Raw genomic sequence first — 25,277 nt, 5'->3', positions numbered from 1 at the left:
GACTCTCCTGATGAATTCCACGAATTTGACTGTGACACAACAGAAACGACCGTTGCGGATCGCAGTCCTGGGCGGCACCGGCCTCATCGGCGCGCACATCGTGGCGGCGTTGTCGGCGGCAGGGCACGACGCGGCGGCGCTGTCGCGATCCACCGGCATCGACCTGTTCACCGGCGATGGACTCGCCGAGGCACTCGCCGGGATCGACGTTGCGATCGACGCCACCCAGGCGCCGATACCCGACGATAGCGCGGCAGACTTCTTCCGAACCACTGTCGGCAATCTGCAGACAGCTGCGCATCGAGCGGGCGTGGGCCATCTGGTCCTGCTGTCGATAGTCGGTGTCGATCAGGCGCCCGATCTAGGCTATTATCGGGCAAAAGCCTTGCAGGAGAAGCTGTTCGCAGCAGGACCTATCCCGTACTCGATCGTGCGCGCCACCCAGTTCTTCGAATACCTCGATGAAATCTTCTCCTGGACAGCCGATGCGAATACCGTCCGGCTACCCGCCACGCGCCTGCAGCCGATCGCCGCGACCGACGCGGCACAACTTATCGCCGAAATCGCCTCCGCCCCAGCGCTCGACGGCACTGTCGACATCGCAGGCCCAGAGGTGTTGGGTCTGGACCGGATCGCCCGAATGACCCTCATCGCAACCGGCGACCATCGCACGGTCCGTACCGATCCCGAGGCCGGGCCCTTCGCTCTGGCACCCGACGGCACCCTCACCGCCGGACCGGCCGCGCGCCTGGCATCAACCCGCTACAGCGACTGGTTGACCACCCGCACACGACCTACCGGCGACCATTGAGCGTCTCGCTCAGGCAAGGGCGTCAGGCCTGCCCACTAGAAGCCTGGCAGCGAGGCGAAAGCAATGTGCGGGACGCGTCGACCCGCCGTCAGCCCAGCGGCGGTGTCGGCATATCGAGCGGCTCGGTGCTGATATTGACGGGGTCGGCCTCGGATGACTCCAGCGCGGCGAGCTCACCTCGAGCTCCGGCCACGCGTTCGGAATCGCCTGCGGCGATATAGATCTCGGTGAGCATGGCCAAGGCGCGTTTGCGTTCGACGGCTGTAGCGGTCTGCGCGAAACGCCGCAGGCCGACCTCGAGCACCTTCGCCGCGGCCCGATCGTCGGTCTTGAAGTCCTTCAGGATGCGGGCATTGTCCAAAACTCTTGCCAGACCGCTCAGGTCGCGGGAGCCGCCGTAGTCGAAATCGGGCTCGCCGCGCTCAATGTAGATGATCGAGTTGCCGGCCGGATCGACCACTGTGAAGCGCGTCTGGCCGGGCCGGAATCGAGTGATCCGAGGGATGCCGGTCCTGGGTACGCGGCCATATCGATTTCGCAGGCTCGCACTGAATTCCGTGTGCCAGCGCTCGGCGTCGTCGATGATCACCAGGCAACCCACGCGCGCGGATTCCGCACTCCCCGCCCCTGCGGGCACCGGCCCGAAGTGCACCTGGCAGCCGTCTCGTTCGATCACGCCGTAACCGTAGGGCCGAGTCTGCTCGTGCGTCACGGCGGGAATCGCCATGGCCTACCAGCTGATTGAGGCCGCACAGACCCGCTGGCGCAAGGTCGATGCGCCCGAACTCGCCGCCCTAGTCCGCGCCGGCGCGCTGTTCCACAAGGGCAAGCTGCTCGAACGCCCCCCGCGACACAACCCCGCCACACCAGCCGAAACCACCCGAACGGAGATCGCCTGAAACTTATCGATCCAGGATTGGACAATATCTCAAAACCTCTCGGCCGCTACGATTTCCGGCTCACGTTGTCCGTCCATCGAAGGCACGCCCTCATAAGGTTCTGGTCACCGGCGGAGCCGGGTTCATCGGATCGCACTTTGTACGACAGCTCCTGCGAGGCCCCACCACACTCGGCCGGGCACTCAGGTATGTCGCTGAATCCCGAAACCCGTCCGAGCCGCCGCAGCTGCCCGAGGCGCGTCAAGGACGCTGTAGGAAATCCGTAGCATCGCCGTAGCACGTGGGCGTACGCTGCTGTTATGACCTCGCCCGCCGAGCTTCCGGAGATCCCCCAACGGCAGTTGCGCAACAATGCCAGCCAGGTCCTGCGCGAGGTACGGGCAGGCCAGGGGTACACCATCACCGTGGATGGTTCGCCAGTGGCGGACCTAATTCCCCATCGCCGCGCCAACCGGCGGATCGCCGTGCCGCGCGAGGAAGTCATTGCTGCCTTCGTCGGGCTCGCTGTGCAGCAGGATTGGCAGCAAGACATCGCCGGATCGATCGATGATTCGCTGTACGACCCATATGACCGTGCTTACCGCCGGGGCGAATTCGAATCCGGGACAGTCGAATGACGGACAAGCCAGAGCGCGGCCTGGTCGATACCAACGTCATCATTCTGATCGACGGCCTCGATCCGCAGGAACTGCCGAGCGAGCTGATGGTCAGTTCGGTCACCATGGCCGAGCTGGCTGCCGGGCCGCACTACGCCAAGGACACGGCCGAGCGTGCAAGGCGAATCGAGCGCCTGCAAAACGCTGAGGCACTGTTCGACCCGTTGCCATTCGATACTCGGACGGCCCGACGTTTCGGCAACATCGTCGCGGCGGTATTGGACGCAGGCCGAAATCCCAAGCCCCGCAGGATAGATCTCATGATCGCAGCGATCGCGTCGGTGCACGGGCTCCCGCTATTCACGGTAAACCCGGATGACTTCGCCGACCTCGCCGACCTGCTCACCGTCTGCGCTGTCACACATCCGGACAACCGTTGACGAGGCTCACCTGCCCGCGCGGCCAAACATTACGAATTCCACCTCGATAGGTTTCGAGCCCGTGACCACCGCTCTACAAACGCTTCTACCGATGGACTGGCCTGTCTCGAAGCCGATTGAGGCGAGTTCCGGCCGCGGATTGCAGAGTCGAACCCACTTCGGCCATCCGTACTTCCATCCCGCGAGGTGAACAAACCCCGGAGCTTCCGACGGTTGTCTCGCCCGGCGACGATCGCGGTGTGCGATCAGGGAAAAGGGTCCAGAGCAGGGACACGACCCAGGCGGCGATTCACCTTCGGGAATTCGCCGCCTGATTTATCTTCCGCACCGGGCCGATTTAACCTTCCGCGGCGAGTTGGCCGCAGGCTGCGGCGATTTCCTGTCCTCGGGTGTCGCGGACGGTGCAGGGGACGCCCTGTTCGTTGACGCGGCGGACGAATTCGCGTTCCGCGGACTTGGGGCTGGCGTCCCACTTGCTGCCCGGAGTGGGGTTCAGCGGGATGACGTTGACGTGCACGCGGGAGCCCAGGGCCTTGTGGAGCTTCTTACCCAAAAGGTCTGCACGCCAAGGCTGGTCGTTGATGTCGCGGATCAAGGCGTATTCGATCGACACGCGGCGGCCGGACTTGTCGGCGTAATACCTTGCGGCGTCCAGGACTTCGGCGATGGGCCAGCGGTTGTTGACCGGGACCAGGGTGTCGCGGAGTTCGTCGTCGGGAGTGTGCAGGGAGACCGCGAGGGTCACCGAGAGGTCTTCGTCGGCGAGTTTGCGGATGGCGGGGGCCAGGCCGACGGTCGAGACGACGACGCTGCGTTGAGAGATACCCAAGCCGTCGGGGGCCGGAGAAGTGATGCGGCGCACCGCATTTACCACCCGCTTATAGTTCGCCAGAGGTTCGCCCATACCCATGAAGACGATGTTGGAGAGGCGGCCGGGACCACCGGGTACCACGCCGTCGCGCAGGGAGGCCGCGGCGGCACGGACCTGGTCGACGATTTCGGCGGTGGACAGGTTGCGGGTCAGGCCCGCCTGGCCGGTGGCGCAGAACGGGCAGGCCATACCGCAGCCCGCCTGGCTGGAGATGCAGAGGGTGTTGCGGTCGGGGTAGCGCATCAGGACGCTCTCCAGGAGCGTGCCGTCACCCGCACGCCACAGCGTCTTGCGGGTGCTGCCGTCATCGCAGACCACATGCCGCACCTCGGTGAGCAGTGGCGGGAACAATGCCTCGCCGACCTTGGCGCGCATGGCCTCGGGCAGATCGGTCATCAAGGCCGGATCGGCGACCAGGCGGCCGTAGTACTGGCGCGCGATCTGATCGGCGCGGAATTTGGGGAGCCCGAGCTCCTCGACAGCCGCCTTGCGTTCCTGCGGATCGAGGTCGGCGAGATGCCGGGGCGGCAGGCCACGGCGAGGGGCGTCGAACACGAGGGGCACGGGGATGGCAGTCATAACCCGTCCAGTGTTCCATCCGAACAGCCGTTTCGGGCGTGCGGGGTGCGATGCGCTCATCACATTCGCCGTGATCCCGCCGACCGTGGCCCGGCTAACAGCCAGCGAAACGACATAGAGCTGATAAGCGGCAATATGCGTGCAACGGTCATAACAATCGGCAATGATCAAGCTATGACCGCTGACGCCGCACCGACCGCAGGGTCGGAGCCGACCCCGAATACGCCGAACACCAAGCACAAGGGCCAGGGCGTCCTCAAAACCCGCGCCGGCTACGCCTGGATCGGCCTCGTCATCGCCGCGCTGCTCGGGATCGTCGTGCTGATCTTCATCCTGCAGAACCTCGACCAGTCCGAAGTCTCCTTCTTCGCCTGGAACTGGAACCTGCCCATCGGCGTCCTGGTCCTGCTGTCGGTTGTCGCCGGAGCGCTGGGCACGGCCCTGGTCGGCGGCTACCGCATCCTGCAGTTGCGCCGTGCCGCCAAGAAGAACACCTGACCGCTCACACCCCCGCGCGCACCAACTCGTCCGCGGACCTACGGTACTGCCCTGTGGCAGTACCGTATTCGCACTTGACCGCACCGAGGCGGGCATTTCGGCGACCTGCTCGCCGAACTCGGCGCGCGACGATTCGGCTCGGTCGACAAGATCGTGCTCAGCCATGTGGCGAGATGTTCGACGCCGCCGAATTCCTGAACGCGGCCCGCACATTCGGAATGACCTGGACGATCGCGTGATCCGGCCCCGCGAACCCGGGCTTCAGAGCAGGGCGGTCAGCACAAGCCAGGCCACGAAGGCGGAGGGGAGCATGGAGTCCAGGCGGTCCATGATGCCGCCGTGGCCGGGCAGCAGGGTGCCCATATCCTTGATGCCGAGTTCGCGTTTCACCTGGGATTCGATCAGGTCGCCGCTGGTGGCGACCAGCACCAGGGCCACGCCCAGCAGGACGCCGATCATCGAATTGGCTTGCAGCAGCAGGGTTACGGTGAGCAGGCCGCCGATGACGCAGAAGACCAGGGAACCGCCGAAGCCCTCCCAGGACTTCTTCGGGCTGATGTGCGGGACCATCGGGTGCTTGCCGAACAGCACGCCCGCGACATAGCCGCCGACATCGGAGCAGACGACCAGGATCATGAAGGTCAGCACGCGCAGATTGCCGTCGTCCTCGGTCAGCATGAGGACGGCGAAGGCGGCCAGCAGCGCAATCCAGGACAGGGTGAACAGGCTGATCGCGGTGTCGCGCAAATAGTTTCGCGGGGTGGCGCGCAGGCCGTGGTCGAACAGGCGCCACACCATGACCGTCAGGGCGGTCGCGCCGAACGCGCCGAGAACGCCCTGCGGGCCGAAGGGCCAGGCCAGCCAGATGACGGCCTGGCCGCCCAGCAGCAGCGGGATGCGCGGGACCAGGACATCGGCCTCGCGCAGGCGCTTGGCGACCTCCCAGGTGGCGACCGCGACGGCGGCGGCGATGACGCCGATCAGGATCTTCGGGGCGAAGAGCAGGATCGCGATGAGCGACAGACCCAGACCGAATCCGACGCCGAGGGCAGCGGGCAGGTTGCGGCCCGCTTTCGATGCGGGGACGGCGGGGATGGATGGCGAATCGGCGGTGCCGGACTCGACGCCCGGGGCATTGGCCGACCGCGGACCGGCCGACGCACCCGCGGCATCCGATCCCGTGGACTCGGCTCCACCCGCGGCCGACGCATCAGCCGGGGTGTCCGATCCACCCACACCCGGAGAACCGGCCGGGGTGTGCGATCCGGCGGGGATCCGCGCACCAGCAGCGCCCTGCGATTCCGCGTCCCGCGCTCCCCCGCCGGTACTCGACTCGGACCCGGGCGCACCCGGTGTGGCGGGCACCGACCCCGCGGTGCCCTCCCGGGGCGGCGTCACCGCACCGGGGGCGGCAGTTTCTTCGGCCACGATTGTCCTGTCGCTCACTTGTCGTCCGTTCGTCCCTACCCCCGGTCGGCGCCGCCGACCGTCCGTGCCAGATGCCGAGCCGCCGTACCGGGATTCGAAGCGCCCGCGCGGCCGTCAGACCTCGAGCAGCTCGGCTTCCTTGTGCTTGACCAGTTCGTCGATCTGCGAGACGTACCGGGCGGTGGTCTTGTCGAGATCCTTCTCGGCGCGACCGACCTCGTCCTCACCCGCCTCGCCATCCTTCTGGATGCGGCCCAGCTCATCCATGGCCTTGCGGCGCACATTGCGGATGGAGATCTTGGCGTCCTCACCCTTGGAGCGCGCCTGCTTACCCATCTCCCGGCGCCGCTCCTCGGTGAGCTGCGGGATGGACACCCGGATGATGTCGCCGTTGTTGGTGGGATTCACACCCAGATCCGAGTTGCGAATCGCGGTCTCGATGACATTCAACTGCGACGCCTCATACGGTTTGATGATCACCATGCGCGGCTCCGGCACGCTAATGCTGGAGATCTGGGTGATGGGTGTGGGCGACCCGTAGTAGTCCACGACCACCCGGGAGAACATGCCCGGATTCGCGCGACCGGTCCGAATGGAACCCAGGTCGTCCTTCGCCACCGAGACAGCCTTCTCCATCTTTTCCTCGGCGTCGAAGAGCGCTTCTTCAATCACGGCGTTTCCTCCACAGCGTCATTCGTTCTTCGGTGGTCACGAACGGACCAGCGTGCCGATCTTCTCACCGGCGACCGCACGGGCGATATTGCCCTTCGTCAACAAATTGAACACCAGCATCGGCATCTGGTTGTCCATACACAAGCTGAACGCGGTGGCGTCGGCCACCTTCAAACCCTGTTCGAGCACCTCTTTATGGGTGATCTCGGTGAACATGGTGGCATTGGGATCCTCGCGCGGATCGGCATTGAAGACACCGTCGACGGCCTTGGCCATCAACACCACCTCCGCGCCGATCTCCAGCGCGCGCTGCGCGGCGGTGGTGTCGGTGGAGAAGTACGGCATGCCCATCCCCGCACCGAAGATCACCACGCGGCCCTTCTCCAGATGCCGCTTGGCGCGCAACGGAAGATACGGTTCGGCGACCTGACCCATGGTGATGGCGGTCTGCACGCGGGTGTCGATGCCCTGCTTCTGCAGAAAGTCTTGCAGCGCAAGACTGTTCATCACGGTGCCGAGCATGCCCATGTAATCGGAGCGGGCGCGTTCCATCCCGCGCTCCTCGAGCTCCGCACCGCGGAAGAAATTGCCGCCACCGATGACCACGGCGACCTGGACACCATCCTCGACGACCTCGGCGATCTGCTCGGCAACCGCCTGCACGACATCGGGATCGAGACCGACCTTGCCACCACCGAACATCTCGCCACCCAGCTTGAGGAGCACTCGGCGATAGCCCTTGCGGTCGGGGGCCGTATCCGGGTCCGTCATCGGTCTCCTTGTCCTCGGCGGTGATGCGTAACCACGCACATGAAAAGACCATCCCGGCGCAGGAATCCACACGGGACGGCAACAAACTTCTGTCTATCCTGCACCACGCGCGGGTACGACGGTGCGGCGACCCTCTATACCGTGCCCGAATTCGTGACATTCGGCGAAACCCGCGCACCGGCCAGCAGAGTCGCGATGCGCGCGGTCGCGATCTCCCCGGTCGGAACCCGCACCACCATGAGCAGGCTCGGGTTCTCCACCGGGCGCAATTGGAAGAGCTCCAGCTCGTGCTCGACGGCGATGCTGCTGGGACGGAAACGGCGAATCGGGTACTCCGACCACCAACCAGCGCCGGAATTCCGGACTGGCGTCGCTCAGATCGGCGACCAGGCCCTGGAAGGCGTCCACGGCGTCTTCCCGATGCTGAACCATGACGTCGGGGGGCAATATCAGCCTCGAGGCGGTCGCGGCCGAAGAGCGGCACGACTGGAACTCTGAGGAGCCACCATGACCGACGGACTGCTGGCCAGCATCGGCCTACTGCTGCCAACCGGGGCGAGCGAGAAGGTTCAGCCCACCATGACCCTCGAGGTGGGCGCGGACGGCTCCGACATCTGGTCCGCCTTCGAAGCCGAGGTCCCGCCCGGCTTCGACGTGGGCGCCCACCGGCACGGCCACGCCGAGGAGATCTTCTACGTCGCCGAAGGCGAACTCGACCTGCTGGCCTTCTACCCCCGCCGCCGACCCCGTCGGCGACTGGACCACCTGGCAGGCCGAAGACGGTATGACCGTATTCCGCGGCGGCCCAGGCGCTTTCACGCACGTCCCGGCGGGCTGCCCGCACGCCTTCCACAACCCGGGCACATCCACGGCCAAGAGGCTCTTCCTGGCCACCCCATCGGGCCATGAGAAGTACTTCGCCGAACTCAGCGAGCTGCTGCTCTCAGGCGAAGCCACCCCGGATCTGATCGGCGAGCCGCGCCCGGTGCACGACATCCACCAGCTCACACCTCCGGAACCGTTCTGCGGAGTGACCCAAAGCTCTTGTACCGCAATGTTTCTCATATATCCAGCCCGGGAAACTATGGGCCGGCGAACCAGTCAGAAATGCGACCATTTCGAATAGGATCGCGACCCATGATCCTCCAAAACCGAACCATCCGAACCGCCTTCGCCGCCGCCGCCCTCGCCGCCACACTGATCACTACCGCCGGGCAAGCCGCCGCCGACCCCTCCCCCCAAACAGTCGCCACCTCACCCACCGGAAGCGCGAGCACCGGCAGCGGGACCTACTTCCTGGACAAGGTCCTCACGTATCTCACCAGCGGAAGCACCAGCTGCAACCCCCTGGCAATGATCTGCGGGCCCATAGGCTGACAAAAACCGGACGGAACCACCGCCGCGCGCCGGCGCGGTACGGGCACCGGGAGTATGCATGACAAAAGGCCCCTCACTCATCGGAATCCGATGGGCGAGGGGCCTTTTGGGGTTTGGCAGGCGAATTACGCCTGGCCGACCTCGAAGCGGGAGAAGGCGGTGACGACGGCACCGGCTTCGTCCAGGAGCTGCTTCACGGTCTTCTTGCTGTCGGTGACCGACGGCTGCTCCAGCAGGACGACGTCCTTGTAGAAGCCGTTGACGCGACCTTCGGTGATCTTCGGGAGGGCGGCCTCGGGCTTGCCCTCTTCGCGAGCGGTCGCCTCGGCGATCGAACGCTCCTTCTCGACGAGGTCGGCGGGGACCTCTTCGCGGGTGACGTACTTGGCCTTGAGCGCGGCGACCTGCATGGCGGCGGCGCGGGCAGCCTCGGCGGCGGCTTCGCTGTCACCGGTGTACTGCACCAGCACGCCGACGGCGGGGGGCAGATCGGTGGCACGCTTGTGCAGGTAGGTCGCGACGGGGCCGTCGTAGGAGACGACGCGACGCAGCTCGAGCTTCTCGCCGATCTTGGCGGCCAGCTCCTGCACGGCCTGATCGGCGGTCTTGCCGCCCAGGTCGACAGCCTTGAGTGCGTCCAGGTCGGCCGGACGAGCCTTCGCGGCAGCCGCGACGACAGCGTTGGCCAGCTCCTGGAACTCCGCGTTCTTGGCGACGAAGTCGGTCTCGGAGTTGATCTCGATCAGCACGCCGTCGAGGGCGGTGACCAGACCTTCGGCGGTGGCGCGCTCAGCGCGCTTGCCGACGTCCTTGGCGCCCTTGATGCGCAGGATCTCGACGGCCTTCTCGAAGTCGCCGTCGGTCTCCTCGAGCGCCCGCTTGCAGTCCATCATGCCGGAGCCGGTGAGGTCGCGAAGCTTCTTCACGTCAGCGGCGGTGTAGTTCGCCATGTTGGGCGAGCCTCCTCAGTGTTGGTCTGTGGTGGTCACACCTTGCCGCCCGCTTCCGAACGGGAAGGGGCGGCAGGGTGAACGAACGTCGTTAGGACGCGACTCAGAAATCAGCCGGGGTGGAAGCCGGGGGAACCTCGGCAACCGCGGCCTCAGCGGCGGTCTCGACGGCAGGAGCCTCGGCCTCGGCGGCCGGGGTGGCCGACGACAGCAGTTCCTGCTCCCACTCGGCCAGCGGCTCGGCGGCCTCGGGCTTGGAGTCGCCACCGGCGCGCGCGGCACGAGCCTGCACACCCTCGGCGACGGCGGACGCCACCACGCGGGTGAGCAGCGCGGCCGAACGGATCGCGTCGTCGTTACCCGGGATCGGGTAGTCGACCAGGTCGGGATCGCAGTTGGTGTCCAGGATCGCGATGACCGGGATGTTCAGCTTGCGAGCCTCACCGACGGCGATGTGCTCCTTGTTGGTGTCGACAACCCAGATGGCCGAAGGCACCTTGGCCATGTCCCGGATGCCGCCCAGGGTGCGCTCGAGCTTGTTCTTCTCACGCGTCAGCATGAGGATTTCCTTCTTGGTGCGACCCTCGAAGCCACCGGTCTGCTCCATGGCCTCGAGCTCCTTCATACGCTGAAGGCGCTTGTGCACGGTGCCGAAGTTGGTGAGCATGCCGCCCAGCCAGCGCTGGTTCACGTAGGGCATACCGACGCGAGTGGCCTCGGCCGCGATCGACTCCTGGGCCTGCTTCTTGGTACCGACGAAGAGGACGGTGCCACCGTGGGCGACAGTCTCCTTGACGAACTCGTAGGCCTTGTCGATGTAGGTCAGCGTCTGCTGCAGATCGATGATGTAGATGCCGTTGCGGTCGGTGAAGATGAAACGCTTCATCTTCGGGTTCCAACGACGGGTCTGGTGTCCGAAGTGCGCGCCGCTGTCGAGCAGCTGCCTCATTGTTACGACAGGCATGGCCCCGTAACTACCTTTCATTGCTGGTTGACGCAGGGATCGGCGATCTCTGCCCTGGCGCCCACGGCCACCGGAACCTCCACAAGAAATCTGGGGGACCAGCCGACGACCGTCGATGTGGGCGCGCGAAGTCGGGTTGCGTAAAAGCAAACCGCTGGATCAGTTTACGGTGCCGTCATCCAGGACCGAAATCGGCCCTGCGACAGGGCGCTGGCCTGGGGATAATCACTTTCCCAGGACGGCGTATTCGACCGCGAGCAGCACCGCGACGGCCGACACCGAGACCGCTACCGCGCGAATGCCTCGCGCACCATTGTTCCAGTCGCCCTCGCGATGTGAATGCAGGACTTGACCGCGACGCACGCACACCGCCGCGACCAACAACAATGCGATACAGGCGAAGAATTCAGCCACCGTGACCGGACGCCGATCACTGTCGAAACCGGCCTTGAGAAACAGCACCGCATCGGCCATCGCCGCGATGGCGGTGCGACGCCAAGCCAGGGCGGTGCGCTCGGCGGCCAGACCCGCCCCCGGACCGGTCACGACAGCAGCAGGCCGATGCCCGCCAGCACCGCGATCACCGCGATGCCGCCGGCCAGGATGGGGACCATGAGGGTGCGCGGGAGCGTGCCGCCGCGCTCCATCGCCGCCTGCACATGCCGCCAGCGGCCGTACGCGCCGAGCGCGATCACACAGGCGAGCACGATGCAGCTGACGGCAACCGCCGAGCGAACTCCGTGAGGGCGGAAGGGTTTCACGAGCTCATGCACCGCCACACCACCGGCGAGCAGGCCGAGCGCCGTGCGCATCCAGGCCAGGAAGGTGCGTTCGTTGGCGAGGGTGAAGCGGTAGTCGAGCTCCTGTTCCTCGACCTCGATGAGCTGTTCGACCCGAGCCTCGGCCGCGGCGATCTCCCGGTCCACAGCGGTCTCGTCCGACTTCGCGGGATTTCCGGACGGGTCGGCGGAGCCCATCGGCGTTCTCCTTCTCCGCTACCGGCGAGCTGTTGAACAACGCCGGTTAGAGGCACTTTCGAGGGTTTCAACCATGCGGTATTCACATCGCGGGGCTATCCACATTCGCCTCTCACGGTAGTCGGGGGCAAGGGGCGAACGCGCACAGTGAACGCATGCGCCTGATCGTGTCGATCGCCCTCGGCTGGTTGCCCGTACTGCTGCTCGGGCCGCTGCTGTTCGCACCGGAATGCCCGGCAGCATCGGACGGATTCGACTGGCCGCTACGGCCGCGCCCCGCAGTGGTGCGCGCGTTCGACAAACCGGAGCAGAACTGGCTGCCGGGGCATCGCGGGGTGGACCTGGCCGGTTCGGCCGGACAGCAGGTGCTGGCCGCGGGTGGCGGGACGGTGGTCTTCGTGGGGACGGTCGCGGGTAAACCGGTGCTGTCCATCGATCATCCGGGCGGGCTGCGCACCACCTACGAGCCGGTGACGTCCTCAATTCCGGTGGGGCGCAGGGTGAATCGTGGCACGGAGATCGGGACGCTGGATCGCGGGCATGCGGGGTGCCCGGTCAGCGCCTGCCTGCATTGGGGGGTGCGGCGGGGCCGTGAGTATCTGAATCCACTGGGACTGATTCATCAGACGCCGATTCGACTCAAACCTCTGGAGTCGACCGTCGGATGATGAGCGGGTGGGGCCAGGATGAAGGCATGTCGCACGAAACCGCTTCGGCTCCGTTCACGTACTCCGAGGTCGGAGCCACCGCGGGTGACTTCCCGCCGGGCTACCACCATTTCCGGCTTCGGCTCCGCATCGGTTCGGGGCGAGCGTTGTTTGACCGGGCGGGGGCGCAGATTCTCGGCTACGAAATGCAGCGTGGGACGGGTATTTTCGCCTGGGCCAGTACGGCTACGGCCGAGCCGGGCACCGAATTGACCGTTCGTCTCGGGGTGGGGCCGATCCGGATCACCGCGCCGTGCCGGGTGGTGTATGTGGTGGAGGAAAGCGATCGGCGGGGGTTCGCGTATGGGACGCTGCCCGGGCATCCGGAGATTGGGGAGGAGTTGTTCGCGGTCGAGTACGACGCTGGGGATGACTCGGTGTACGGGGTGGTTGCTGCGTTTTCGCGGGCGGGGGCTTGGTATACCAGGATCGGGGGGCCGGTGGTTCGGATGGTTCAGCGGTGGGTTGCTCGTCGGTATATCGGGGTGCTTCGGGCTCGTTGAAACCATTGCCCCGGGTTCGTACGGGAGAAGAGGTGGCCGACCCATGCGTGGGTCGGGTCGACTTGGTCGGTGTACGCACTGGCTGGCAGAGAAGATCAGGCAGTGGGGACGGGCTGGGAGCCGTACCCGGATTTAGCTCCCGGGCTTGGGAATACATTCACACTTCCAGCCGGGTCGACTGGCTGTCGTTGCGTTTGGAGGTGGGCGGGTACGCCCGATAACGCCCGTTCCAGCCCTCGGCACTGAAAAAGGTGGGCCTCCACGGGTTGACATCGACGTGCATGTAATCAGGCGTGGTAAACGCCGAGAGGACCCCCGCGTGGTTACATGCACGTCGAGGGATTAAGACGAAAGCGACACCCGACCCTTGAGCCTTGTCCTCTTTGCCTTGTTTTTCCTGTCTTAATTCTTTTTGGTCTTGTTCTTTCTCGTCCTGGCGTCTCTATCTTTTGGTCTTTAATCTCTTGCTCCCCCACCGAGGAAACCCTCCAGGGTGTTCGCCTCGGCGCGCAATGTCTCAGCACGGTCGGCTCCGCCGCTGTGGGCGTCGTATTCCGTTGCGGCGGTGCGGCGGTCGTCTATCTCCGCTCGGACGATCGAGACGATATCGGCTTCGGTCAACACCCGGCGGGCGCGCTCGGCGGTGCCCAATCCGACTGCGCTGGACTCGATCGCGCCCGCGGTGACGTCCGATGCGTCGACGGCCTCGGCATTGTCGATCGCTGCCAGCGCGGATCGCAGTGCGGCGGTGGCGCTTCGATCACGGGCCTTCATGGCCACCGGTAATGCGGTGCGGAGGCGGTCGCGCAGGGGTGGGAGGTCGGCGGGGTGTTCGGTCGTCATGATCATCGACGCTACGGGTGGCGGGGGGCTTCGTCGAACATATTCCGCGGTCGCCGCTGGGGTGTGCGTTAAACGCCTGCGGGGGTGCCCTTTTCGCTTTCTGCCAGTTCGGACTTCCAGCGGCGGAAGCCCTCTTCGGTGCGGCCGCGACGCCAGTAGCCGGAGATCGATGCCCATTCGGCGGTGATGCCGCGTTCCTTGCGGATGTAGGGGCGGAGGTCGTCCATGACGGCTTGTGCTTCGCCGTGGATGAATACGTGGGGCTGGCCGTCCAGCCAGGGTTCGGCGCGGACGGCGGCGGCCAGGCGTTCGCCGGGATCGGCGTCGCCGCGGTGGATCCAGGTGAGTTCCACGCCCTCGGGGTGGACGAAGGCGAGTTCGTCCGCGGGGGCGGAGACTTCGACAAAGACGCGGCCGACGGCATCGCCGGGAAGGGCGGCGCACGCGGCGGCTATGGCGGGCAGGGCGGAGTCGTCGCCGGCGAGCAGGTGCCAGTCGGCGTCCGCGCGGGGGGCGTAGGCGCCGCCGGGGCCGAGTAGGTCGATGGTGTCGCCCGGTTCGGCGGCGACGGCCCAGGGACCGGCTACGCCCTCGTCACCGTGGTAGACGAAGTCGATGGCGATCTCCTGGGCGGCGGGGTCGATCGAGCGCACGGTGTAGGTGCGCATGATGTCGCCATCGGCGCCGGGGAAGGCCAGTTTGACGTAGGCGTCGGTGAAACCGTTGGGCTGGAAGGCTGCGAAGCCGGGGCCGCCGAGGTGCACGCGGATCAGGTGCTCCGAGAGGCGGATGGTGTTCTGGACGACAAAGGTTGTACGGACGCGAGCCATGGGGCACCTCCATTATTAGGATTACCTAACTAAACCTAGCACGTGCTCCGACCGTTCGTCGATAGAGCTCCGATAGATCGTCGATTACGACACCTTCTCGACCAGGGAAGCCAGTGCGCGGGCCAGGTGCTCCAGACCCGGTCCCGGCGCACCACCGGGCTCGTACATGTAGGTGTCGCGGCGAATCTCCACCATCAACGCGGAGACGCGTCGATCTATGCCGTAGTGGGCCAGCGGGACATAGGTTCCCGCGAACGGGCTGTTGATTCCGATGCCGCCGAAGTCGGCGAAGGCCGCTGCGGCATGGGCTTTCAGGTCGGGTGGGGTGTGGAAATCGTCGACGCCGAGGCAGATCGGCGGGCGGTCGCCGTCGCCGTGCAGTTCGTAGGGCAGGGGGGCGGTGGGGTACGAGTGCACATCGATGATCACCGCGCGGCCGGTTGCCCGCAGCCGGTCGGTGACCGCATCGGTCATTGCCCGCGCATACGGGTGGAAGTAGCGATCCAGGAGCGGCGTGGGATCGAAATCCTCGAGGCGCAACAGGTCCCGGTGCGTGGTGCGGGTGTAGACCGCGCCCATGCCGACGGCGAGCATTTCCTCGCGCTCGTCGGGGAAGCGTTCCGGGTCGATGACCAGGCGCGACAGCCGGTTCACGAATTGCCAGGGGCGCGTGGCGGACAGCGCGGCGGCGGTGGCGGCCAGGTGAGCGGTGTGCGCATCGGTGATGTGGTCGAGTTCGCGGGTCAGCGCCCGGTCGTCGAGGATGATTCCGCTGCGAACGGTGGGCGGAATCACCCGCGAGGAGTGCGGGACGTGCAGGATCACCGGCGAATCCGCCGCGCCGGGCAGCACTTCGATCGAGTCGGGAATCGCCGCCGTGATCATGCGCGCGGATGGGCCTGATCGTGCACCTTCTTCAGGCGATCGATCGAGACGTGCGTATAGAGCTGGGTGGTGGCCAGGCTGGCATGGCCGAGGATCTCCTGCACCACCCGCAGATCGGCCCCGCCCTCCAGCAGATGGGTGGCGGCGGTGTGCCGGAAACCGTGCGGGCCCATATCCGGCGCTCCGGGAATCGCGGAGATCACCTCGTGCACAACGGTTCTGGCCTGGCGCGGGTCGAGCCGCCGACCGCGTCGGCCGAGCAGCAGGGCCCGACCGGATTCCGGTGTCGCCAGGGCGGCGCGGCCGAACCGCAGCCAGGCGTCCAACGCCTGATCGGCGGGGCCGCCGAAGGGCACCGCCCGCTCCCTGTTGCCTTTGCCCAGTACCCGCACCAACCGTCGCTCCCGATCCACGTCCTCGATATCGAGCCCGACCAATTCACTCACCCGAATTCCGGTGGCGTACAGCATCTCCACGATCAGGCGGTCCCGTAGCGCCATCGGATCATGCTGGGCCGCACCCGATTCCGCCGCGTCCATGGCCGCTCGCGCCTGGTCCCGGCCGAGTACCGCGGGGAGCACCCGATGGGCCTTGGGCGAGCCCAGCCGAGGACCCGGATCCACCGACAACCTGCCCGTATGGGTCAGCCAGGCGGTGAAGGTGCGGGCCGAGGAGGTCCGGCGCGCCATGGTGGTGCGGGCCGCGCCGCCCGCGGCCAGCACCGCCAGCCACGACCGCAGTAGTGCCAAATCCACCTCCCCCACACCGGAATCCGCCGCCCGCTCCACCAAATGTTCCAGTAGCGACCGCGCATCCCCGACATAGGCCCGAACCGTATGCTCCGACCGATTCCGCCCCAACCGCAGATGCCGTCCGTACTCGACCAGCAACCCCTCCAAATCCTCCGGCAATCCGCTCATCCCCCCACCGTTCCCCTCCCCCACCCGGCAAATCAAGCCCCCGCGCCGCTGACGGTGCCGCGGTCGCGCCCGCGGCGGTTGCGGTCGCGCTCGGCCACGATGGCTGGCGCACCCCGCGTGGTGGATTGGGCGAGGCGATACCACCCGGAGTCATCGCACGCGATCAGGCCCGCGATTTCCAGCGCCGTCAGCGTCGCGCGCACGGCCGCAAGCGAGAGCCCGGTCTCGGCAATGAGTGAGCGCGCCACCCGTGCCCCCGCCGCGGGCAAAGCCGCGTAGACCAATGCCTCCTCATCGGAGAGATCGTCCTCCGGCGCGGCCGAAACCGTTGTCGGCAGGGAGAGTCGAAGCGGCCCGGCCTCATCGAGGATGTCGGCGGCACTGGTCACCAGAAACGCCTCCCCATCCCGAATCATCCGGTGACAACCCACCGAGGCCGCCGAGGTGATGGGACCGGGAACCGCCAGCGCCGGACGGCCGAGGCGGCGAGTCCATTTCACGGTATTGCGAGCCCCGCTCCGGGCGCCGGCCTCCACCACCACGACCGTATCCGCCAAGGCGGCGATGAGCCGATTGCGCGCCAGGAAATGATGCTTACGCGCCGAGGTACCGGGCGGATACTCACTGACAACCAGTCCGCTGGTGGCGATCTCGGCCAACAGCTGATCGTGCTGCACCGGATACGGACGATCCACCCCGCACCCCAGTACCGCGATGGTGCAACCACCGACCCCGAGCGCGGCCCGGTGCGCCATCCCGTCGATACCGAAGGCCGCACCGGACACCACCGTCCACCCCCGCACCGCCAACTCCCCCGCGATCTCCCCGGTGGCGTGATTCCCGTACCCGGTACTGCACCGTGCCCCCACCACCGCCACCGCCCGCTCGGTGCACTCCATCAGCGACCGCGGCCCCCGCACCCACAGCACCAGCGGCACCGCGGCCGCTTCATCCTGCTCCGGATCCAACTGCCGCAACCCCAGCATCCGCCAAGCGGGCCACTCCTCATCATCGGGCGTCACCACCCGCCCGCCGAGCCGCGCCATCAACGCCATATCCGCTTCGGCCCGGTCGATCCCACGCCGCGCCTCGGTGGGCCCGCGCAGCACCTCCGGCAGCGCGCACTCCCGAACCGCACGGGCCGCCTCGACCACCCCGACCGACTCGATCAGCGAAGACAGTGCCGCACAGGGGCCTTCGACAACCCGCGACAGATAGACCCAGGCCAGCCGCCGAACATCGGCGTCTTCGATACCGAGGCGGTGGGAATCGACCGCCTCGGTATCGGAACGAGCAGCCGCTCCGGTGGCAGTGGTGTCGCTCGCGCCGGCCCGGACCGCTTCGATCGACCCCGTCCGGGCTTGCGCGGGCGTGGCATCGGGCGCACCGCCGTGGCTGCGGGCGGTGTCATCGGCACCGGTCGACGGGGCGGTCATGCCGCACCTCGCTGGCGGAAGTTCAAGGCTTGCAGGACGTCCTGGGCGGTGGGGAGGTGGCCGCCGCGGAGGTCGCATACGGTCCAGGCGACCCGTATGGCTCGGTCCGCGCCGCGGGCGGACATGCGGCCGTGGCGGAGGGCGTTCTCGACCGGGGCGAGGGCCTCGCGGGGGAGGCGGAATTTCTGACGCAGGATGTGGCCGGGGACTTCGGCATTGGTGGACAGGCCGAGGGCGGACCAGCGTTCGGCCGCGGCGTCGCGGGCGACGGCGACTCGGGCTCGGACCACCTCGCTGCTCTCTACTTCCTCACCGCTGAAGGCGCCCGCGGCTTGGGCGTGCATTTGCACCGCGAGGTCGATGCGGTCGAGCAGCGGGCCGGAGAGTTTGCCCAAATATCGGCGGCGGGCCAAAGGCGCACAGATGCAGTCGATATCGCGAGCCGGGGCGCACGGACAAGGGTTTGCGGCCAGCACCAACTGGAACCGAGCGGGGTAGCGAGCCACGCCGTCGCGGCGGGCGATACGAACTTCGCCCTCCTCCAAGGGAGTTCGCAGCGCCTCGAGAACCTTCGTCCCGATCTCGGCGCATTCGTCCAGGAACAGGACGCCGCGATGGGCACAGCTGGCCGCGCCCGGGCGGGCCGAACCCGAACCGCCGCCGATCATCGCGGCCACCGACGACGAATGGTGCGGGGCGACGAAGGGTGGCGAGAAGATGAGCGGGTGGTCGTCCGAGAGGATGCCCGCCACCGAGTGGATGGCCGTCACCTCCAAGGACTCGCGTTCGCGCAGGGGTGGCAGCAGGCCCGGGAGGCGTTGTGCCAGCATGGTTTTGCCTATGCCGGGTGGGCCCGTCAGCAGCAGGTGATGGCCACCGGCGGCGGCCACCTCCAGCGCCCAGCGGGCTTCGTCCTGGCCGACCACCTCGCGCAGGTCACCCGTGGGCGGGATGAGGGGTGGGGCGGCGGGTTCGGGCGGGGCCAGTTCGCCGGCGCCGCGCAGCCAGTCGACCAGCTCGCCCAGGCTGGCGGCGCCCAGGACGCGGATGCCGTTCACCAAACCGGCCTCGGGCAGGGCGGCGGTGGGCACCACGACGGTGCCGCGACCGGCCGTGCGGGCGGCGAGTACGGCGGGCAGGATGCCGCGTACGCGGCGGACCCGGCCGTCCAGGGCCAGTTCACCCAGCAGTACCGTATCGGCCAGTCGCTGCGAGGGGATCGACCCCGCCGCGTCCAATACGGCCGCCGCCAAAGCCAGGTCGTAGACGCTGCCGACCTTGGGCAGGGTCGCCGGGGACAGGGCCAGGACCACCCGGCCGTCTGGCCATTTCTCCCCCGTATTGCTGACGGCCGCGCGGACCCGGTCGCGTGATTCCTGCAATGTCGTATCGGGTCGGCCCACCAGGTGTACCGAGGGCAAACCCTGGCCGATATCGGCCTCGATCTCCACCAGTTGCCCGTCCACCCCGGCCACCGCCACGGAAAACGCTCTCCCCAAAGGCATTTCAGAACACCCCCTTGAGGTGTTCCACCACCGGTTCGACGCCGGGGCGCATGAGCACCGACACCACGTCGAACCGGACCCGGTGCCACGGCCCCTGCTGTTCGTGCAGCCACAGCAGGGCCAGTCGCCGGATGCGCTGCTGCTTCAGAAACGTGACGGCCTCGGCGGGCGGGCCGAAGCCGAAACCGCGGCGCGTCTTCACCTCGACGAAGGCGGTGACGCCGTCACCGTCCCGGCCGATCAGATCCAGTTCCCCGTACCGGCATCGCCAATTGCGGGCAACGATCTCCATACCGGCGGCGCTCAGGTACCGCGCCGCCAACTCCTCCCCGTGCGCTCCGAGCGCGAGATTGTCTCCCATGACGCCAGCATGGCCGGGCCCGAAGCGGACCCGGCCATGCCGACCTGCGGAAACAGGTTGCCTGTGGATAGCGAAAAGCTGTGGACTACTCCGGAAGCCGCAGGTCAGGCTTCTCCAGCTCCTCGATATTGACATCCTTGAAGGTGATGACGCGAACATGCTTCACGAAGCGGGCGGGCCGGTACATATCCCAGACCCACGCATCGGACATGCGCACCTCGAAGTACACCTCGCCATCGGCGTTCTGCGGCCGCAGTTCGACCGTATTGGCCAGGTAGAAGCGGCGCTCGGTCTCCACCACATATGAGAACTGGCCGACGATGTCCTTGTACTCGCGATATAGCGAGAGTTCCATCTCGGTTTCGTACTTCTCGAGATCCTCGGCGCTCATCGGGTGGAACGTCCTCCTTGTCGCCCAACTGGGTGTAGAGACATCATCCCGCATACGCGGTATCGGTAGCCACCCGGCCGGTCTCGCGCACATTGCGCCAGGACCGGCGGTGCTCCGGGGTGATGCCCAGCCGCTGTAGGGCCTCGGTGTGTTCGGGCGTGTTGTAGCCCTTGTGACCGGCGAATCCATAACCGGGGAATTGCTCGTCCAGCTGCACCATCATCCGGTCCCGGGTGACCTTGGCGAGCACGCTCGCCGCGGCGATGCAGGCCGCCGACGCGTCGCCACCGATCACCGGCAACGACGGCACCGGAATGCCCGGCACCCGGAACCCATCGGTGAGAACGTACCCGGGCACCGGGTCCAGTCCCGCCACCGCACGCCGCATTCCCTCGATATTGGCTACGTGAATGCCGATGGCGTCGATCTCCCAGGCGGGGATGACGATGATTTTCCAGGCCAGCGCGACCCGTTTGATGATCGGGAAGAGCTCCTCGCGGGCCGCCTCGGTCAGCCGCTTGGAGTCGTCCAGTCCGGCCAGTGAGGTGTACGCCTTGGGCGCGAGCAGACAGGCCGCCACCACCAGTGGACCCGCCGACGGACCGCGGCCCGCCTCGTCGACCCCGGCGACGGGACCGAGGCCGCTGCGAATCAACGCGGCTTCGAGCGTGCGTAGTCCGCCCGCCTTGCGCATGACCACGCGCGGCGGCCAGTCGCCGCGTTCGATCGGCTGAATCACCTTGCCGCCCCGTGGCTTCGCACCACGTGTGGACCCGTTCGCCATCTTCCCCACCGGTCGATTATCCCGCTGTACTCAGTTGGATTGCGGGTCTTGCGACTTCACGAATCCGATCCGGCCCAGTGGCCAGATCTTGTAGACGGCCTTACCGCGCACATCATCGACCGGAACCGTGCCCTGCAGTTCGTCACGCATGTGGTAGCGGGAGTCGGCGGATTCGGCGCGATTGTCGCCCATCACCCAGAGATTGCCGTTGGGCACCTTGATCGGCCCGAAGGCGCGACCGCCGGCATTGAACGGCACATCCGGGTGCGCCGGATCGAACGGATTGTTGAACTTCACGTACGGCTCGTCCAAGGGCTTGCCGTCGACCAGGATGCGGCCCTGCGCGTCACAGCACTGCACGGTCTGCCCGCCGGTCGCGATCACCCGCTTGACCAGGTCGTTCTCATCCGGCGGCACCAGGCCGAAGAAGGAGAGGAAGTTCTGCACGCCGCGCACCACGGCATTGCGCGAGCGGATGGAGGTGTAGTGCTTGTTCCAGTCGTCGGTCGGGCCGACGAACACCACCACATCACCGGGCTTCGGATCACCGAAGTAGTAGCTCAGCTTCTGCACGTAGATGCGGTCGCCGGTACAGCCCGCGCACCCGTGCAGGGTGGGCTCCATGGACTGCGACGGAATCACATAGGGCCGGCCGATGAATGTCACGACCAGCGCGGTGATGACCGCGGCAATACCGATGAGCATCGGCAGTTCCTGCCAGAACGGCCGCTGCTTCTTCTTCGGCTTGCTGGTCGGCGCATCCGCTGCCCGACCCTCGTCGTCCGCACCGGACACTGTCACCGACTCGCTCTCGTCTGCCACCGGAACAGAGTAGCCCGGCACCGCGAAGAACCATGCGGTGCCGGGCTACTCGCCGTTCTGGGCGAAAAGCTAGCTCAGCGCTTTTCCTTGATCTTCGCGGCCTTGCCACGCAGATCGCGCAGGTAGTACAGCTTCGCGCGGCGGACGTCACCACGGGTGACGACCTCGAGGTGGTCGATGTTCGGCGAGTGCACCGGGAAGGTGCGCTCCACGCCGACACCGAACGACACCTTGCGCACCGTGAAGGTCTCGCGGATGCCACCGTTCTGGCGGCGGATCACGACGCCCTTGAAGACCTGGATGCGCTCCTTGTTGCCTTCGATAACCTTCACGTGCACGTTGACCGTGTCACCCGGGCGGAAAGCCGGGATGTCGCTACGCAGCGACTTTTCGTCGACGAAGTCGAGGGTGTTCATGTCCGTCCTTATTGGATTCGCGCGAACAGAGGAACCTGGCGGCTACCTCCCGAGCGGGAGATGCTCTACCGGTTCGTGCTCCGGATAATTGGGCGGTGCCCGGGCATGCGAACGCCCAAGGCAACCTGAGTATTGTGCCAGACCGGACCGCACCCCCTGTAATCGGGGCTGAGGGCGAGGTAGTCGGGGCTAGGCGCGGGAGTTCGCCCGGGTGATGGCCGACGCTATATCGGAGACCAGCGGCGGGTAGTCGGTGCGCCCGGTGACCACCTGGAGGAAGACCAGACAGTCCTGCGCCGCCGCGGCAACCTCCAGGCATTCCCGGAGTTCCCCGACGGTGGTGGCGCGCAAAGTCAGCACCGAGTCCTCGTCGCCGCCGAAGGCGTGCGGAAGTTCGGACCAGCGCCAGGGCGCGATGTCGTTGTACGGGGCGCTCGGTCCGTGGATGGCGCGTTCGATGGCGTAGCCGTCATTGTCGACCAGGACGATGACCCCGGTCAGGCGCTCGCGAATCCAGGTGCCGAGCTCCTGGATGGAGAGCTGCGCCGCACCGTCGCCGATCACCAGCACCGGACGCCGGTCCGGGCAGGCCAGACCCGCGCCCAGGGCGGCGGGCAGGGCATAGCCGATGGAACCCCAGAGCGGCTGACCCAGGAAGGTGATGCCGGTCGGCATGCGCAGGGTCGCGAGGCCGAAGAAGGCCGAACCCTGGTCCGCGACAACCACATTGTCGTTGTCCAGGGCTCCGGCGATGAGCGGCCAGAGCGTCGCCTGGGTGAGCGGAGTGTCGTTGGGCTCGGTGACCATCGGGATGGCGTCTGCGGTCGAGGCCGTCCGATCGGGTTCGGCGAACTCCTCGGTGAGATCGGTGAGGATCTCCAGCGCGGCGGTCAGCGACAGCGGGGCGAAGGCGTCGATACCTGCGATGACCGTGCGCTCGGGGCCGATGTCGATGGTGCGGCGCGGGTCGATGCGGTGACTGAAACCGGCGGTGATGCTGTCGGTGTACTGCACGCCGACGGTCACCAGGCGTTCGGTGTCCTCGACCGCGGCGCGCACGGTCTCGGGTGAGGCGGCGCCGGTGTAGACGCCCAGGAAGTTCGGGGCCGATTCGTCGACGAGGGTTTTGCCCCAGGCGAGCGTGGCGTACGGCAGATCACCGGAGGCGAGCAGACCGCGCAGTTGTTCGGTCGCGCCGATGCGATTGACGAAGACATCGGCCAGCACCGTCACCCGGCGATCGGCGAGGAAGTCGCGTGCGGCGACGGCGAAGGCGGCGCGCGCGCCGATGCTGCTGAAGTCGGCGGGCGGTTCCAGGCGCGCGGTGGGCCGGCCGACCTCCATGCGCGCGGTATCGGTGGCGAGCATGAGATAGCCCGGACGGCGGTGCACCAGAACCGAATTCAGCACCCGGTCGATCTCCTGGCAGGCGTCGGCGGCGCCGAGATCGGCCTGTGCGCAGGTGACCTCGGCCGCGATCCGGCGGAAGTGGTGGAAATCCCCGTCCCCGAGCGTGTGATGAATGATCCGGTGATTGGCCTGAATGTCCTTGGCGGGGACGCCGACTATGTGCACGACGGGGACGTGTTCGGCGTAGCTGCCCGCGATGGCGTTGACGGCGCTGAGCTCTCCGACACCGTAGGTGGTCACGACCGCGCCGATCCCGCGTAGTCGGGCGTACCCGTCGGCCGCGTATCCGGCATTGAGTTCATTGGCGCTGCCGACCCAGCGCAGGCCCGGGTGCTCGATCACATGATCGAGGAATTGCAGGTTGAAATCGCCCGGTACGCCGAATATTTCGGTGACTCCGAGTTCGTGGAGCCGATCGAGCAGGTAATCGCCGACAACGTAGCCCATGCTCAAACCCTGGCATGCCGATCGCTCAGTCAGCGGTCTTTCGGCTACCCAGGTGTGGCGTGGGTAGCGGTGCGGAGGGCGCGGGCACCACGGTGCGCACCAACTCTTCCTCGGCGGCACGGCGCACATGGGCGACATCGGGGCTACCGGCCACCAGATCCTGTAGGAAGATCTTGGCTCGGATCACCGGCCGCCGGTATCGGCGTTCGCGCACGATCGCGCGCCGCATCCGGCCGCGCCGATTGCCATAGCGCCATCGGGCCCACGGCGCACCGGGCCGACTCAAGCGCAGCGCGCCGACGAACAGCAGCGGCGGGAAGAACATGCCGAACAGACCGGTCCAAATCTTGCCCTTGGCAATGACGATCGCGGCGAGCAGCAGATTCACCACCGCGAAGACGGCGATCACCACGCGTTCGGCGATACCCGGATCCGAGCGCAGATCATTGATGTCCAGCAGCCACAGCGGATGAAAACCCAGCAGCAGAAACCCCGTCACCGCGACCGCGACGAAAACCGCGTCGACCGAGGTGCGGCCCTGCTCCTCCCAGTACACATCGCGCAAGTAGTAGATGAGCGCGAACTCGTCCAGCACCAGCGCCGCACCCACCCCGAACACCGCCGCCACCGCGCCGACCACACCGCTGCTGCTGTCGTACAGCGTCACCAGGCCCACGCCCGAGCCCAGCACCAGGATGACGCCGAAGACCATGTGGTGGATGTGCACGTCACCGGCGCGGACATTGCCCGGCCACCAGCGCACCTGCTTACGGATGAGCCGGACGCTGATGCGGATCAGGATGAAGCCGATGATGAATCCGAGCAGTAGGCAGGCCAGGGGCAGGCGGCCGTTGTCGATGACGTCGCCCTCCCACCACCGGTGAAAACCTCTCATGCCACTCTCGTCTCCGGGATTCGCCCACAAGGTCAATACCGAGCCTAGCCATGGGTTGTGAATGCCCACGTCAGGGCTATTCTCCCCGGTGCGATCGACCCCGCGATGAACCGCCGGGAACGGCAGGGCGGCGGCATCGGGTGCAGGCGGGCAAACGGGACAGGCCAACCACTTTCGATGGTTGGCCTGTCCGATCGGGTACCGCGATTACTTGCCGAAGCCCGCCCGCCGCAGCGCATCGGCCATCGAGCCGGAGGGCGCGGCCTGCGGGCGACCGCCGCCCTGCCCA

32 protein-coding genes and 1 pseudogene are annotated in these 25,277 nt (G+C 66.9%); 10 read left to right on the top strand and 23 right to left on the bottom strand.

Annotated elements, in window-relative coordinates:
• Positions 1–10: 10 nt before the first annotated feature.
• On the top strand, positions 11–811 hold the full coding sequence (locus NA10_RS13395) for an SDR family oxidoreductase (protein ID WP_281180174.1): 801 nt from the start codon (positions 11–13) through the stop codon (positions 809–811).
• Positions 812–899: 88 nt separating this feature from the next.
• Here NA10_RS13395 and NA10_RS13390 read toward each other — a convergent pair whose 3' ends face one another.
• The gene (locus NA10_RS13390; RefSeq protein WP_067567931.1) at positions 900–1,538 is read right to left on the bottom strand and encodes a DUF8817 family protein; all 639 of its coding nucleotides are present in this window, start codon (positions 1,536–1,538) and stop codon (positions 900–902) included.
• Between NA10_RS13390 and NA10_RS35535 the strand changes: the two are divergent.
• The 4 genes and pseudogenes from NA10_RS35535 to NA10_RS13380 all read left to right on the top strand — a co-directional run.
• Positions 1,525–1,710 (top strand): annotated as a pseudogene (locus NA10_RS35535) (IS256 family transposase); the annotation flags it as partial. The gene NA10_RS13390 and the pseudogene NA10_RS35535 overlap by 14 nt on opposite strands.
• A gap of 16 nt (positions 1,711–1,726) precedes the next feature.
• Entirely contained in the window at positions 1,727–1,987 is a 261-nt protein-coding gene (locus NA10_RS39500) for an NAD-dependent epimerase/dehydratase family protein (RefSeq protein WP_373862371.1), read from the top strand.
• Positions 1,988–2,009: 22 nt separating this feature from the next.
• Complete coding sequence (locus NA10_RS13385; RefSeq protein ID WP_067567929.1) at positions 2,010–2,327, top strand: type II toxin-antitoxin system Phd/YefM family antitoxin; 318 nt, start codon at positions 2,010–2,012, stop codon at positions 2,325–2,327.
• The gene (locus NA10_RS13380; RefSeq protein ID WP_067567927.1) at positions 2,324–2,746 is read left to right on the top strand and encodes a type II toxin-antitoxin system VapC family toxin; all 423 of its coding nucleotides are present in this window, start codon (positions 2,324–2,326) and stop codon (positions 2,744–2,746) included. Before NA10_RS13385 ends, NA10_RS13380 begins: the two co-directional genes overlap by 4 nt.
• Before the next feature lie 337 nt (positions 2,747–3,083).
• Here NA10_RS13380 and rlmN read toward each other — a convergent pair whose 3' ends face one another.
• Positions 3,084–4,196, bottom strand: a complete 1,113-nt coding sequence (gene rlmN / locus NA10_RS13375) for a dual-specificity RNA methyltransferase RlmN (RefSeq protein ID WP_067567925.1) — start codon at positions 4,194–4,196, stop codon at positions 3,084–3,086.
• 174 nt (positions 4,197–4,370) lie between these two features.
• Here rlmN and NA10_RS13370 point away from each other — a divergent pair, with 174 nt between their 5' ends.
• Positions 4,371–4,694, top strand: coding sequence for a LapA family protein (locus NA10_RS13370; protein WP_084514597.1), 324 nt, complete (start codon positions 4,371–4,373; stop codon positions 4,692–4,694).
• Positions 4,695–4,955: 261 nt separating this feature from the next.
• Here the strand turns inward: NA10_RS13370 and NA10_RS13365 are convergent, their stop codons facing one another.
• The 4 genes from NA10_RS13365 to NA10_RS39150 all read right to left on the bottom strand — a co-directional run bounded on the left by NA10_RS13365 (position 4,956) and on the right by NA10_RS39150 (position 7,825).
• Positions 4,956–5,789, bottom strand: coding sequence for a phosphatidate cytidylyltransferase (locus NA10_RS13365; protein WP_067568102.1), 834 nt, complete (start codon positions 5,787–5,789; stop codon positions 4,956–4,958).
• 447 nt (positions 5,790–6,236) lie between these two features.
• The gene (frr, locus tag NA10_RS13360) at positions 6,237–6,794 is read right to left on the bottom strand and encodes a ribosome recycling factor (RefSeq protein ID WP_067567921.1); all 558 of its coding nucleotides are present in this window, start codon (positions 6,792–6,794) and stop codon (positions 6,237–6,239) included.
• A 36-nt stretch (positions 6,795–6,830) separates the two neighbouring features.
• The gene (pyrH, locus tag NA10_RS13355) at positions 6,831–7,565 is read right to left on the bottom strand and encodes a UMP kinase (protein ID WP_067567919.1); all 735 of its coding nucleotides are present in this window, start codon (positions 7,563–7,565) and stop codon (positions 6,831–6,833) included.
• 134 nt (positions 7,566–7,699) lie between these two features.
• The gene (locus tag NA10_RS39150; protein ID WP_281180172.1) at positions 7,700–7,825 is read right to left on the bottom strand and encodes a hypothetical protein; all 126 of its coding nucleotides are present in this window, start codon (positions 7,823–7,825) and stop codon (positions 7,700–7,702) included.
• Between the two features lie 247 nt (positions 7,826–8,072).
• Here NA10_RS39150 and NA10_RS13350 point away from each other — a divergent pair, with 247 nt between their 5' ends.
• Both NA10_RS13350 and NA10_RS13345 read left to right on the top strand, forming a co-directional pair.
• On the top strand, positions 8,073–8,474 hold the full coding sequence (locus NA10_RS13350; RefSeq protein WP_067567917.1) for a cupin domain-containing protein: 402 nt from the start codon (positions 8,073–8,075) through the stop codon (positions 8,472–8,474).
• Positions 8,475–8,702: 228 nt separating this feature from the next.
• Positions 8,703–8,942, top strand: coding sequence for a hypothetical protein (locus NA10_RS13345; RefSeq protein ID WP_067567915.1), 240 nt, complete (start codon positions 8,703–8,705; stop codon positions 8,940–8,942).
• Positions 8,943–9,067: 125 nt separating this feature from the next.
• Here NA10_RS13345 and tsf read toward each other — a convergent pair whose 3' ends face one another.
• The 4 genes from tsf to NA10_RS13325 form a co-directional block, all read right to left on the bottom strand.
• Complete coding sequence (gene tsf, locus NA10_RS13340; RefSeq protein WP_067567913.1) at positions 9,068–9,892, bottom strand: translation elongation factor Ts; 825 nt, start codon at positions 9,890–9,892, stop codon at positions 9,068–9,070.
• Between the two features lie 103 nt (positions 9,893–9,995).
• Entirely contained in the window at positions 9,996–10,856 is an 861-nt protein-coding gene (gene rpsB / locus NA10_RS13335; protein WP_067567912.1) for a 30S ribosomal protein S2, read from the bottom strand.
• 225 nt (positions 10,857–11,081) lie between these two features.
• Positions 11,082–11,402 carry a DUF202 domain-containing protein gene (locus NA10_RS13330; RefSeq protein WP_067567911.1) on the bottom strand — a complete coding sequence of 107 codons (321 nt, stop codon included), beginning with the start codon at positions 11,400–11,402 and terminating at the stop codon, positions 11,082–11,084.
• The gene (locus tag NA10_RS13325) at positions 11,399–11,833 is read right to left on the bottom strand and encodes a YidH family protein (protein WP_084514595.1); all 435 of its coding nucleotides are present in this window, start codon (positions 11,831–11,833) and stop codon (positions 11,399–11,401) included. The genes NA10_RS13330 and NA10_RS13325 overlap by 4 nt, the downstream gene beginning before the upstream one ends.
• 155 nt (positions 11,834–11,988) lie before the next feature.
• On the opposite strand from NA10_RS13325, the gene NA10_RS13320 reads away from it, so the two are divergent.
• Together NA10_RS13320 and NA10_RS13315 are read left to right on the top strand one after the other, a co-directional pair.
• The gene (locus NA10_RS13320; protein ID WP_084514594.1) at positions 11,989–12,501 is read left to right on the top strand and encodes a M23 family metallopeptidase; all 513 of its coding nucleotides are present in this window, start codon (positions 11,989–11,991) and stop codon (positions 12,499–12,501) included.
• A gap of 26 nt (positions 12,502–12,527) precedes the next feature.
• On the top strand, positions 12,528–13,043 hold the full coding sequence (locus NA10_RS13315) for a DUF1990 domain-containing protein (RefSeq protein WP_067568096.1): 516 nt from the start codon (positions 12,528–12,530) through the stop codon (positions 13,041–13,043).
• Positions 13,044–13,499: 456 nt separating this feature from the next.
• Here the strand turns inward: NA10_RS13315 and NA10_RS13310 are convergent, their stop codons facing one another.
• From NA10_RS13310 to NA10_RS13250, 13 genes are all read right to left on the bottom strand, one after another.
• On the bottom strand, positions 13,500–13,886 hold the full coding sequence (locus NA10_RS13310; protein WP_067568094.1) for a GatB/YqeY domain-containing protein: 387 nt from the start codon (positions 13,884–13,886) through the stop codon (positions 13,500–13,502).
• Between the two features lie 68 nt (positions 13,887–13,954).
• Positions 13,955–14,716, bottom strand: coding sequence for a siderophore-interacting protein (locus NA10_RS13305; protein WP_067567910.1), 762 nt, complete (start codon positions 14,714–14,716; stop codon positions 13,955–13,957).
• 84 nt (positions 14,717–14,800) lie between these two features.
• Entirely contained in the window at positions 14,801–15,601 is an 801-nt protein-coding gene (locus tag NA10_RS13300; RefSeq protein ID WP_067567909.1) for an N-formylglutamate amidohydrolase, read from the bottom strand.
• A complete protein-coding gene (locus NA10_RS13295; protein WP_067567908.1) occupies positions 15,598–16,521 on the bottom strand; it encodes a tyrosine recombinase XerC in 924 nt (307 codons plus the stop codon). The genes NA10_RS13300 and NA10_RS13295 overlap by 4 nt, the downstream gene beginning before the upstream one ends.
• 32 nt (positions 16,522–16,553) lie before the next feature.
• On the bottom strand, positions 16,554–17,957 hold the full coding sequence (dprA, locus tag NA10_RS13290) for a DNA-processing protein DprA (protein WP_084514593.1): 1,404 nt from the start codon (positions 17,955–17,957) through the stop codon (positions 16,554–16,556).
• Positions 17,954–19,462 (bottom strand): YifB family Mg chelatase-like AAA ATPase, encoded by a 1,509-nt coding sequence (locus NA10_RS13285; protein WP_067567906.1) that lies wholly within the window; start codon positions 19,460–19,462, stop codon positions 17,954–17,956. The genes dprA and NA10_RS13285 overlap by 4 nt, the downstream gene beginning before the upstream one ends.
• 1 nt (position 19,463) lies before the next feature.
• Complete coding sequence (locus NA10_RS13280; RefSeq protein ID WP_067567903.1) at positions 19,464–19,823, bottom strand: YraN family protein; 360 nt, start codon at positions 19,821–19,823, stop codon at positions 19,464–19,466.
• 85 nt (positions 19,824–19,908) lie between these two features.
• Positions 19,909–20,214, bottom strand: a complete 306-nt coding sequence (locus NA10_RS13275) for a DUF2469 domain-containing protein (RefSeq protein WP_067514125.1) — start codon at positions 20,212–20,214, stop codon at positions 19,909–19,911.
• A gap of 43 nt (positions 20,215–20,257) precedes the next feature.
• Positions 20,258–20,950, bottom strand: coding sequence for a ribonuclease HII (locus NA10_RS13270; RefSeq protein WP_281180173.1), 693 nt, complete (start codon positions 20,948–20,950; stop codon positions 20,258–20,260).
• A 78-nt stretch (positions 20,951–21,028) separates the two neighbouring features.
• On the bottom strand, positions 21,029–21,820 hold the full coding sequence (gene lepB / locus NA10_RS13265; RefSeq protein ID WP_067567895.1) for a signal peptidase I: 792 nt from the start codon (positions 21,818–21,820) through the stop codon (positions 21,029–21,031).
• Positions 21,821–21,894: 74 nt separating this feature from the next.
• A complete protein-coding gene (gene rplS / locus NA10_RS13260; protein ID WP_067567893.1) occupies positions 21,895–22,236 on the bottom strand; it encodes a 50S ribosomal protein L19 in 342 nt (113 codons plus the stop codon).
• Between the two features lie 189 nt (positions 22,237–22,425).
• On the bottom strand, positions 22,426–24,093 hold the full coding sequence (locus tag NA10_RS13255; protein WP_067567891.1) for an alpha-keto acid decarboxylase family protein: 1,668 nt from the start codon (positions 24,091–24,093) through the stop codon (positions 22,426–22,428).
• A gap of 25 nt (positions 24,094–24,118) precedes the next feature.
• Entirely contained in the window at positions 24,119–24,988 is an 870-nt protein-coding gene (locus NA10_RS13250; protein WP_067567889.1) for a hypothetical protein, read from the bottom strand.
• Between the last annotated feature and the right edge of the window lie 289 nt (positions 24,989–25,277).

The organism is Nocardia acidivorans NBRC 108247, from assembly GCF_001625085.1.
Taxonomy (GTDB): Bacteria; Actinomycetota; Actinomycetes; order Mycobacteriales; family Mycobacteriaceae; genus Nocardia; species Nocardia acidivorans.
Note: the sequence above shows the minus strand (reverse complement) of the source record. Positions and strands in the feature narration are given on the sequence as shown.

What these genes read in the sequence shown, in the direction of transcription:
- NA10_RS13395 (WP_281180174.1), top strand. Translation starts at nt 11, where the DNA reads ATGAATTCCACGAATTTGACTGTGACACAACAGAAACGACCGTTGCGG.
- NA10_RS13390 (WP_067567931.1), bottom strand. Translation starts at nt 1,538, where the DNA reads ATGGCGATTCCCGCCGTGACGCACGAGCAGACTCGGCCCTACGGTTAC.
- NA10_RS13385 (WP_067567929.1), top strand. Translation starts at nt 2,010, where the DNA reads ATGACCTCGCCCGCCGAGCTTCCGGAGATCCCCCAACGGCAGTTGCGC.
- NA10_RS13380 (WP_067567927.1), top strand. Translation starts at nt 2,324, where the DNA reads ATGACGGACAAGCCAGAGCGCGGCCTGGTCGATACCAACGTCATCATT.
- rlmN (WP_067567925.1), bottom strand. Translation starts at nt 4,196, where the DNA reads ATGACTGCCATCCCCGTGCCCCTCGTGTTCGACGCCCCTCGCCGTGGC.
- NA10_RS13370 (WP_084514597.1), top strand. Translation starts at nt 4,371, where the DNA reads ATGACCGCTGACGCCGCACCGACCGCAGGGTCGGAGCCGACCCCGAAT.
- pyrH (WP_067567919.1), bottom strand. Translation starts at nt 7,565, where the DNA reads ATGACGGACCCGGATACGGCCCCCGACCGCAAGGGCTATCGCCGAGTG.
- NA10_RS13350 (WP_067567917.1), top strand. Translation starts at nt 8,073, where the DNA reads ATGACCGACGGACTGCTGGCCAGCATCGGCCTACTGCTGCCAACCGGG.
- NA10_RS13345 (WP_067567915.1), top strand. Translation starts at nt 8,703, where the DNA reads ATGATCCTCCAAAACCGAACCATCCGAACCGCCTTCGCCGCCGCCGCC.
- tsf (WP_067567913.1), bottom strand. Translation starts at nt 9,892, where the DNA reads ATGGCGAACTACACCGCCGCTGACGTGAAGAAGCTTCGCGACCTCACC.
- rpsB (WP_067567912.1), bottom strand. Translation starts at nt 10,856, where the DNA reads ATGCCTGTCGTAACAATGAGGCAGCTGCTCGACAGCGGCGCGCACTTC.
- NA10_RS13325 (WP_084514595.1), bottom strand. Translation starts at nt 11,833, where the DNA reads ATGGGCTCCGCCGACCCGTCCGGAAATCCCGCGAAGTCGGACGAGACC.
- NA10_RS13320 (WP_084514594.1), top strand. Translation starts at nt 11,989, where the DNA reads ATGCGCCTGATCGTGTCGATCGCCCTCGGCTGGTTGCCCGTACTGCTG.
- NA10_RS13315 (WP_067568096.1), top strand. Translation starts at nt 12,528, where the DNA reads ATGTCGCACGAAACCGCTTCGGCTCCGTTCACGTACTCCGAGGTCGGA.
- NA10_RS13310 (WP_067568094.1), bottom strand. Translation starts at nt 13,886, where the DNA reads ATGACGACCGAACACCCCGCCGACCTCCCACCCCTGCGCGACCGCCTC.
- NA10_RS13305 (WP_067567910.1), bottom strand. Translation starts at nt 14,716, where the DNA reads ATGGCTCGCGTCCGTACAACCTTTGTCGTCCAGAACACCATCCGCCTC.
- NA10_RS13300 (WP_067567909.1), bottom strand. Translation starts at nt 15,601, where the DNA reads ATGATCACGGCGGCGATTCCCGACTCGATCGAAGTGCTGCCCGGCGCG.
- NA10_RS13295 (WP_067567908.1), bottom strand. Translation starts at nt 16,521, where the DNA reads ATGAGCGGATTGCCGGAGGATTTGGAGGGGTTGCTGGTCGAGTACGGA.
- dprA (WP_084514593.1), bottom strand. Translation starts at nt 17,957, where the DNA reads ATGACCGCCCCGTCGACCGGTGCCGATGACACCGCCCGCAGCCACGGC.
- NA10_RS13285 (WP_067567906.1), bottom strand. Translation starts at nt 19,462, where the DNA reads ATGCCTTTGGGGAGAGCGTTTTCCGTGGCGGTGGCCGGGGTGGACGGG.
- NA10_RS13280 (WP_067567903.1), bottom strand. Translation starts at nt 19,823, where the DNA reads ATGGGAGACAATCTCGCGCTCGGAGCGCACGGGGAGGAGTTGGCGGCG.
- NA10_RS13275 (WP_067514125.1), bottom strand. Translation starts at nt 20,214, where the DNA reads ATGAGCGCCGAGGATCTCGAGAAGTACGAAACCGAGATGGAACTCTCG.
- rplS (WP_067567893.1), bottom strand. Translation starts at nt 22,236, where the DNA reads ATGAACACCCTCGACTTCGTCGACGAAAAGTCGCTGCGTAGCGACATC.
- NA10_RS13255 (WP_067567891.1), bottom strand. Translation starts at nt 24,093, where the DNA reads ATGGGCTACGTTGTCGGCGATTACCTGCTCGATCGGCTCCACGAACTC.
- NA10_RS13250 (WP_067567889.1), bottom strand. Translation starts at nt 24,988, where the DNA reads ATGAGAGGTTTTCACCGGTGGTGGGAGGGCGACGTCATCGACAACGGC.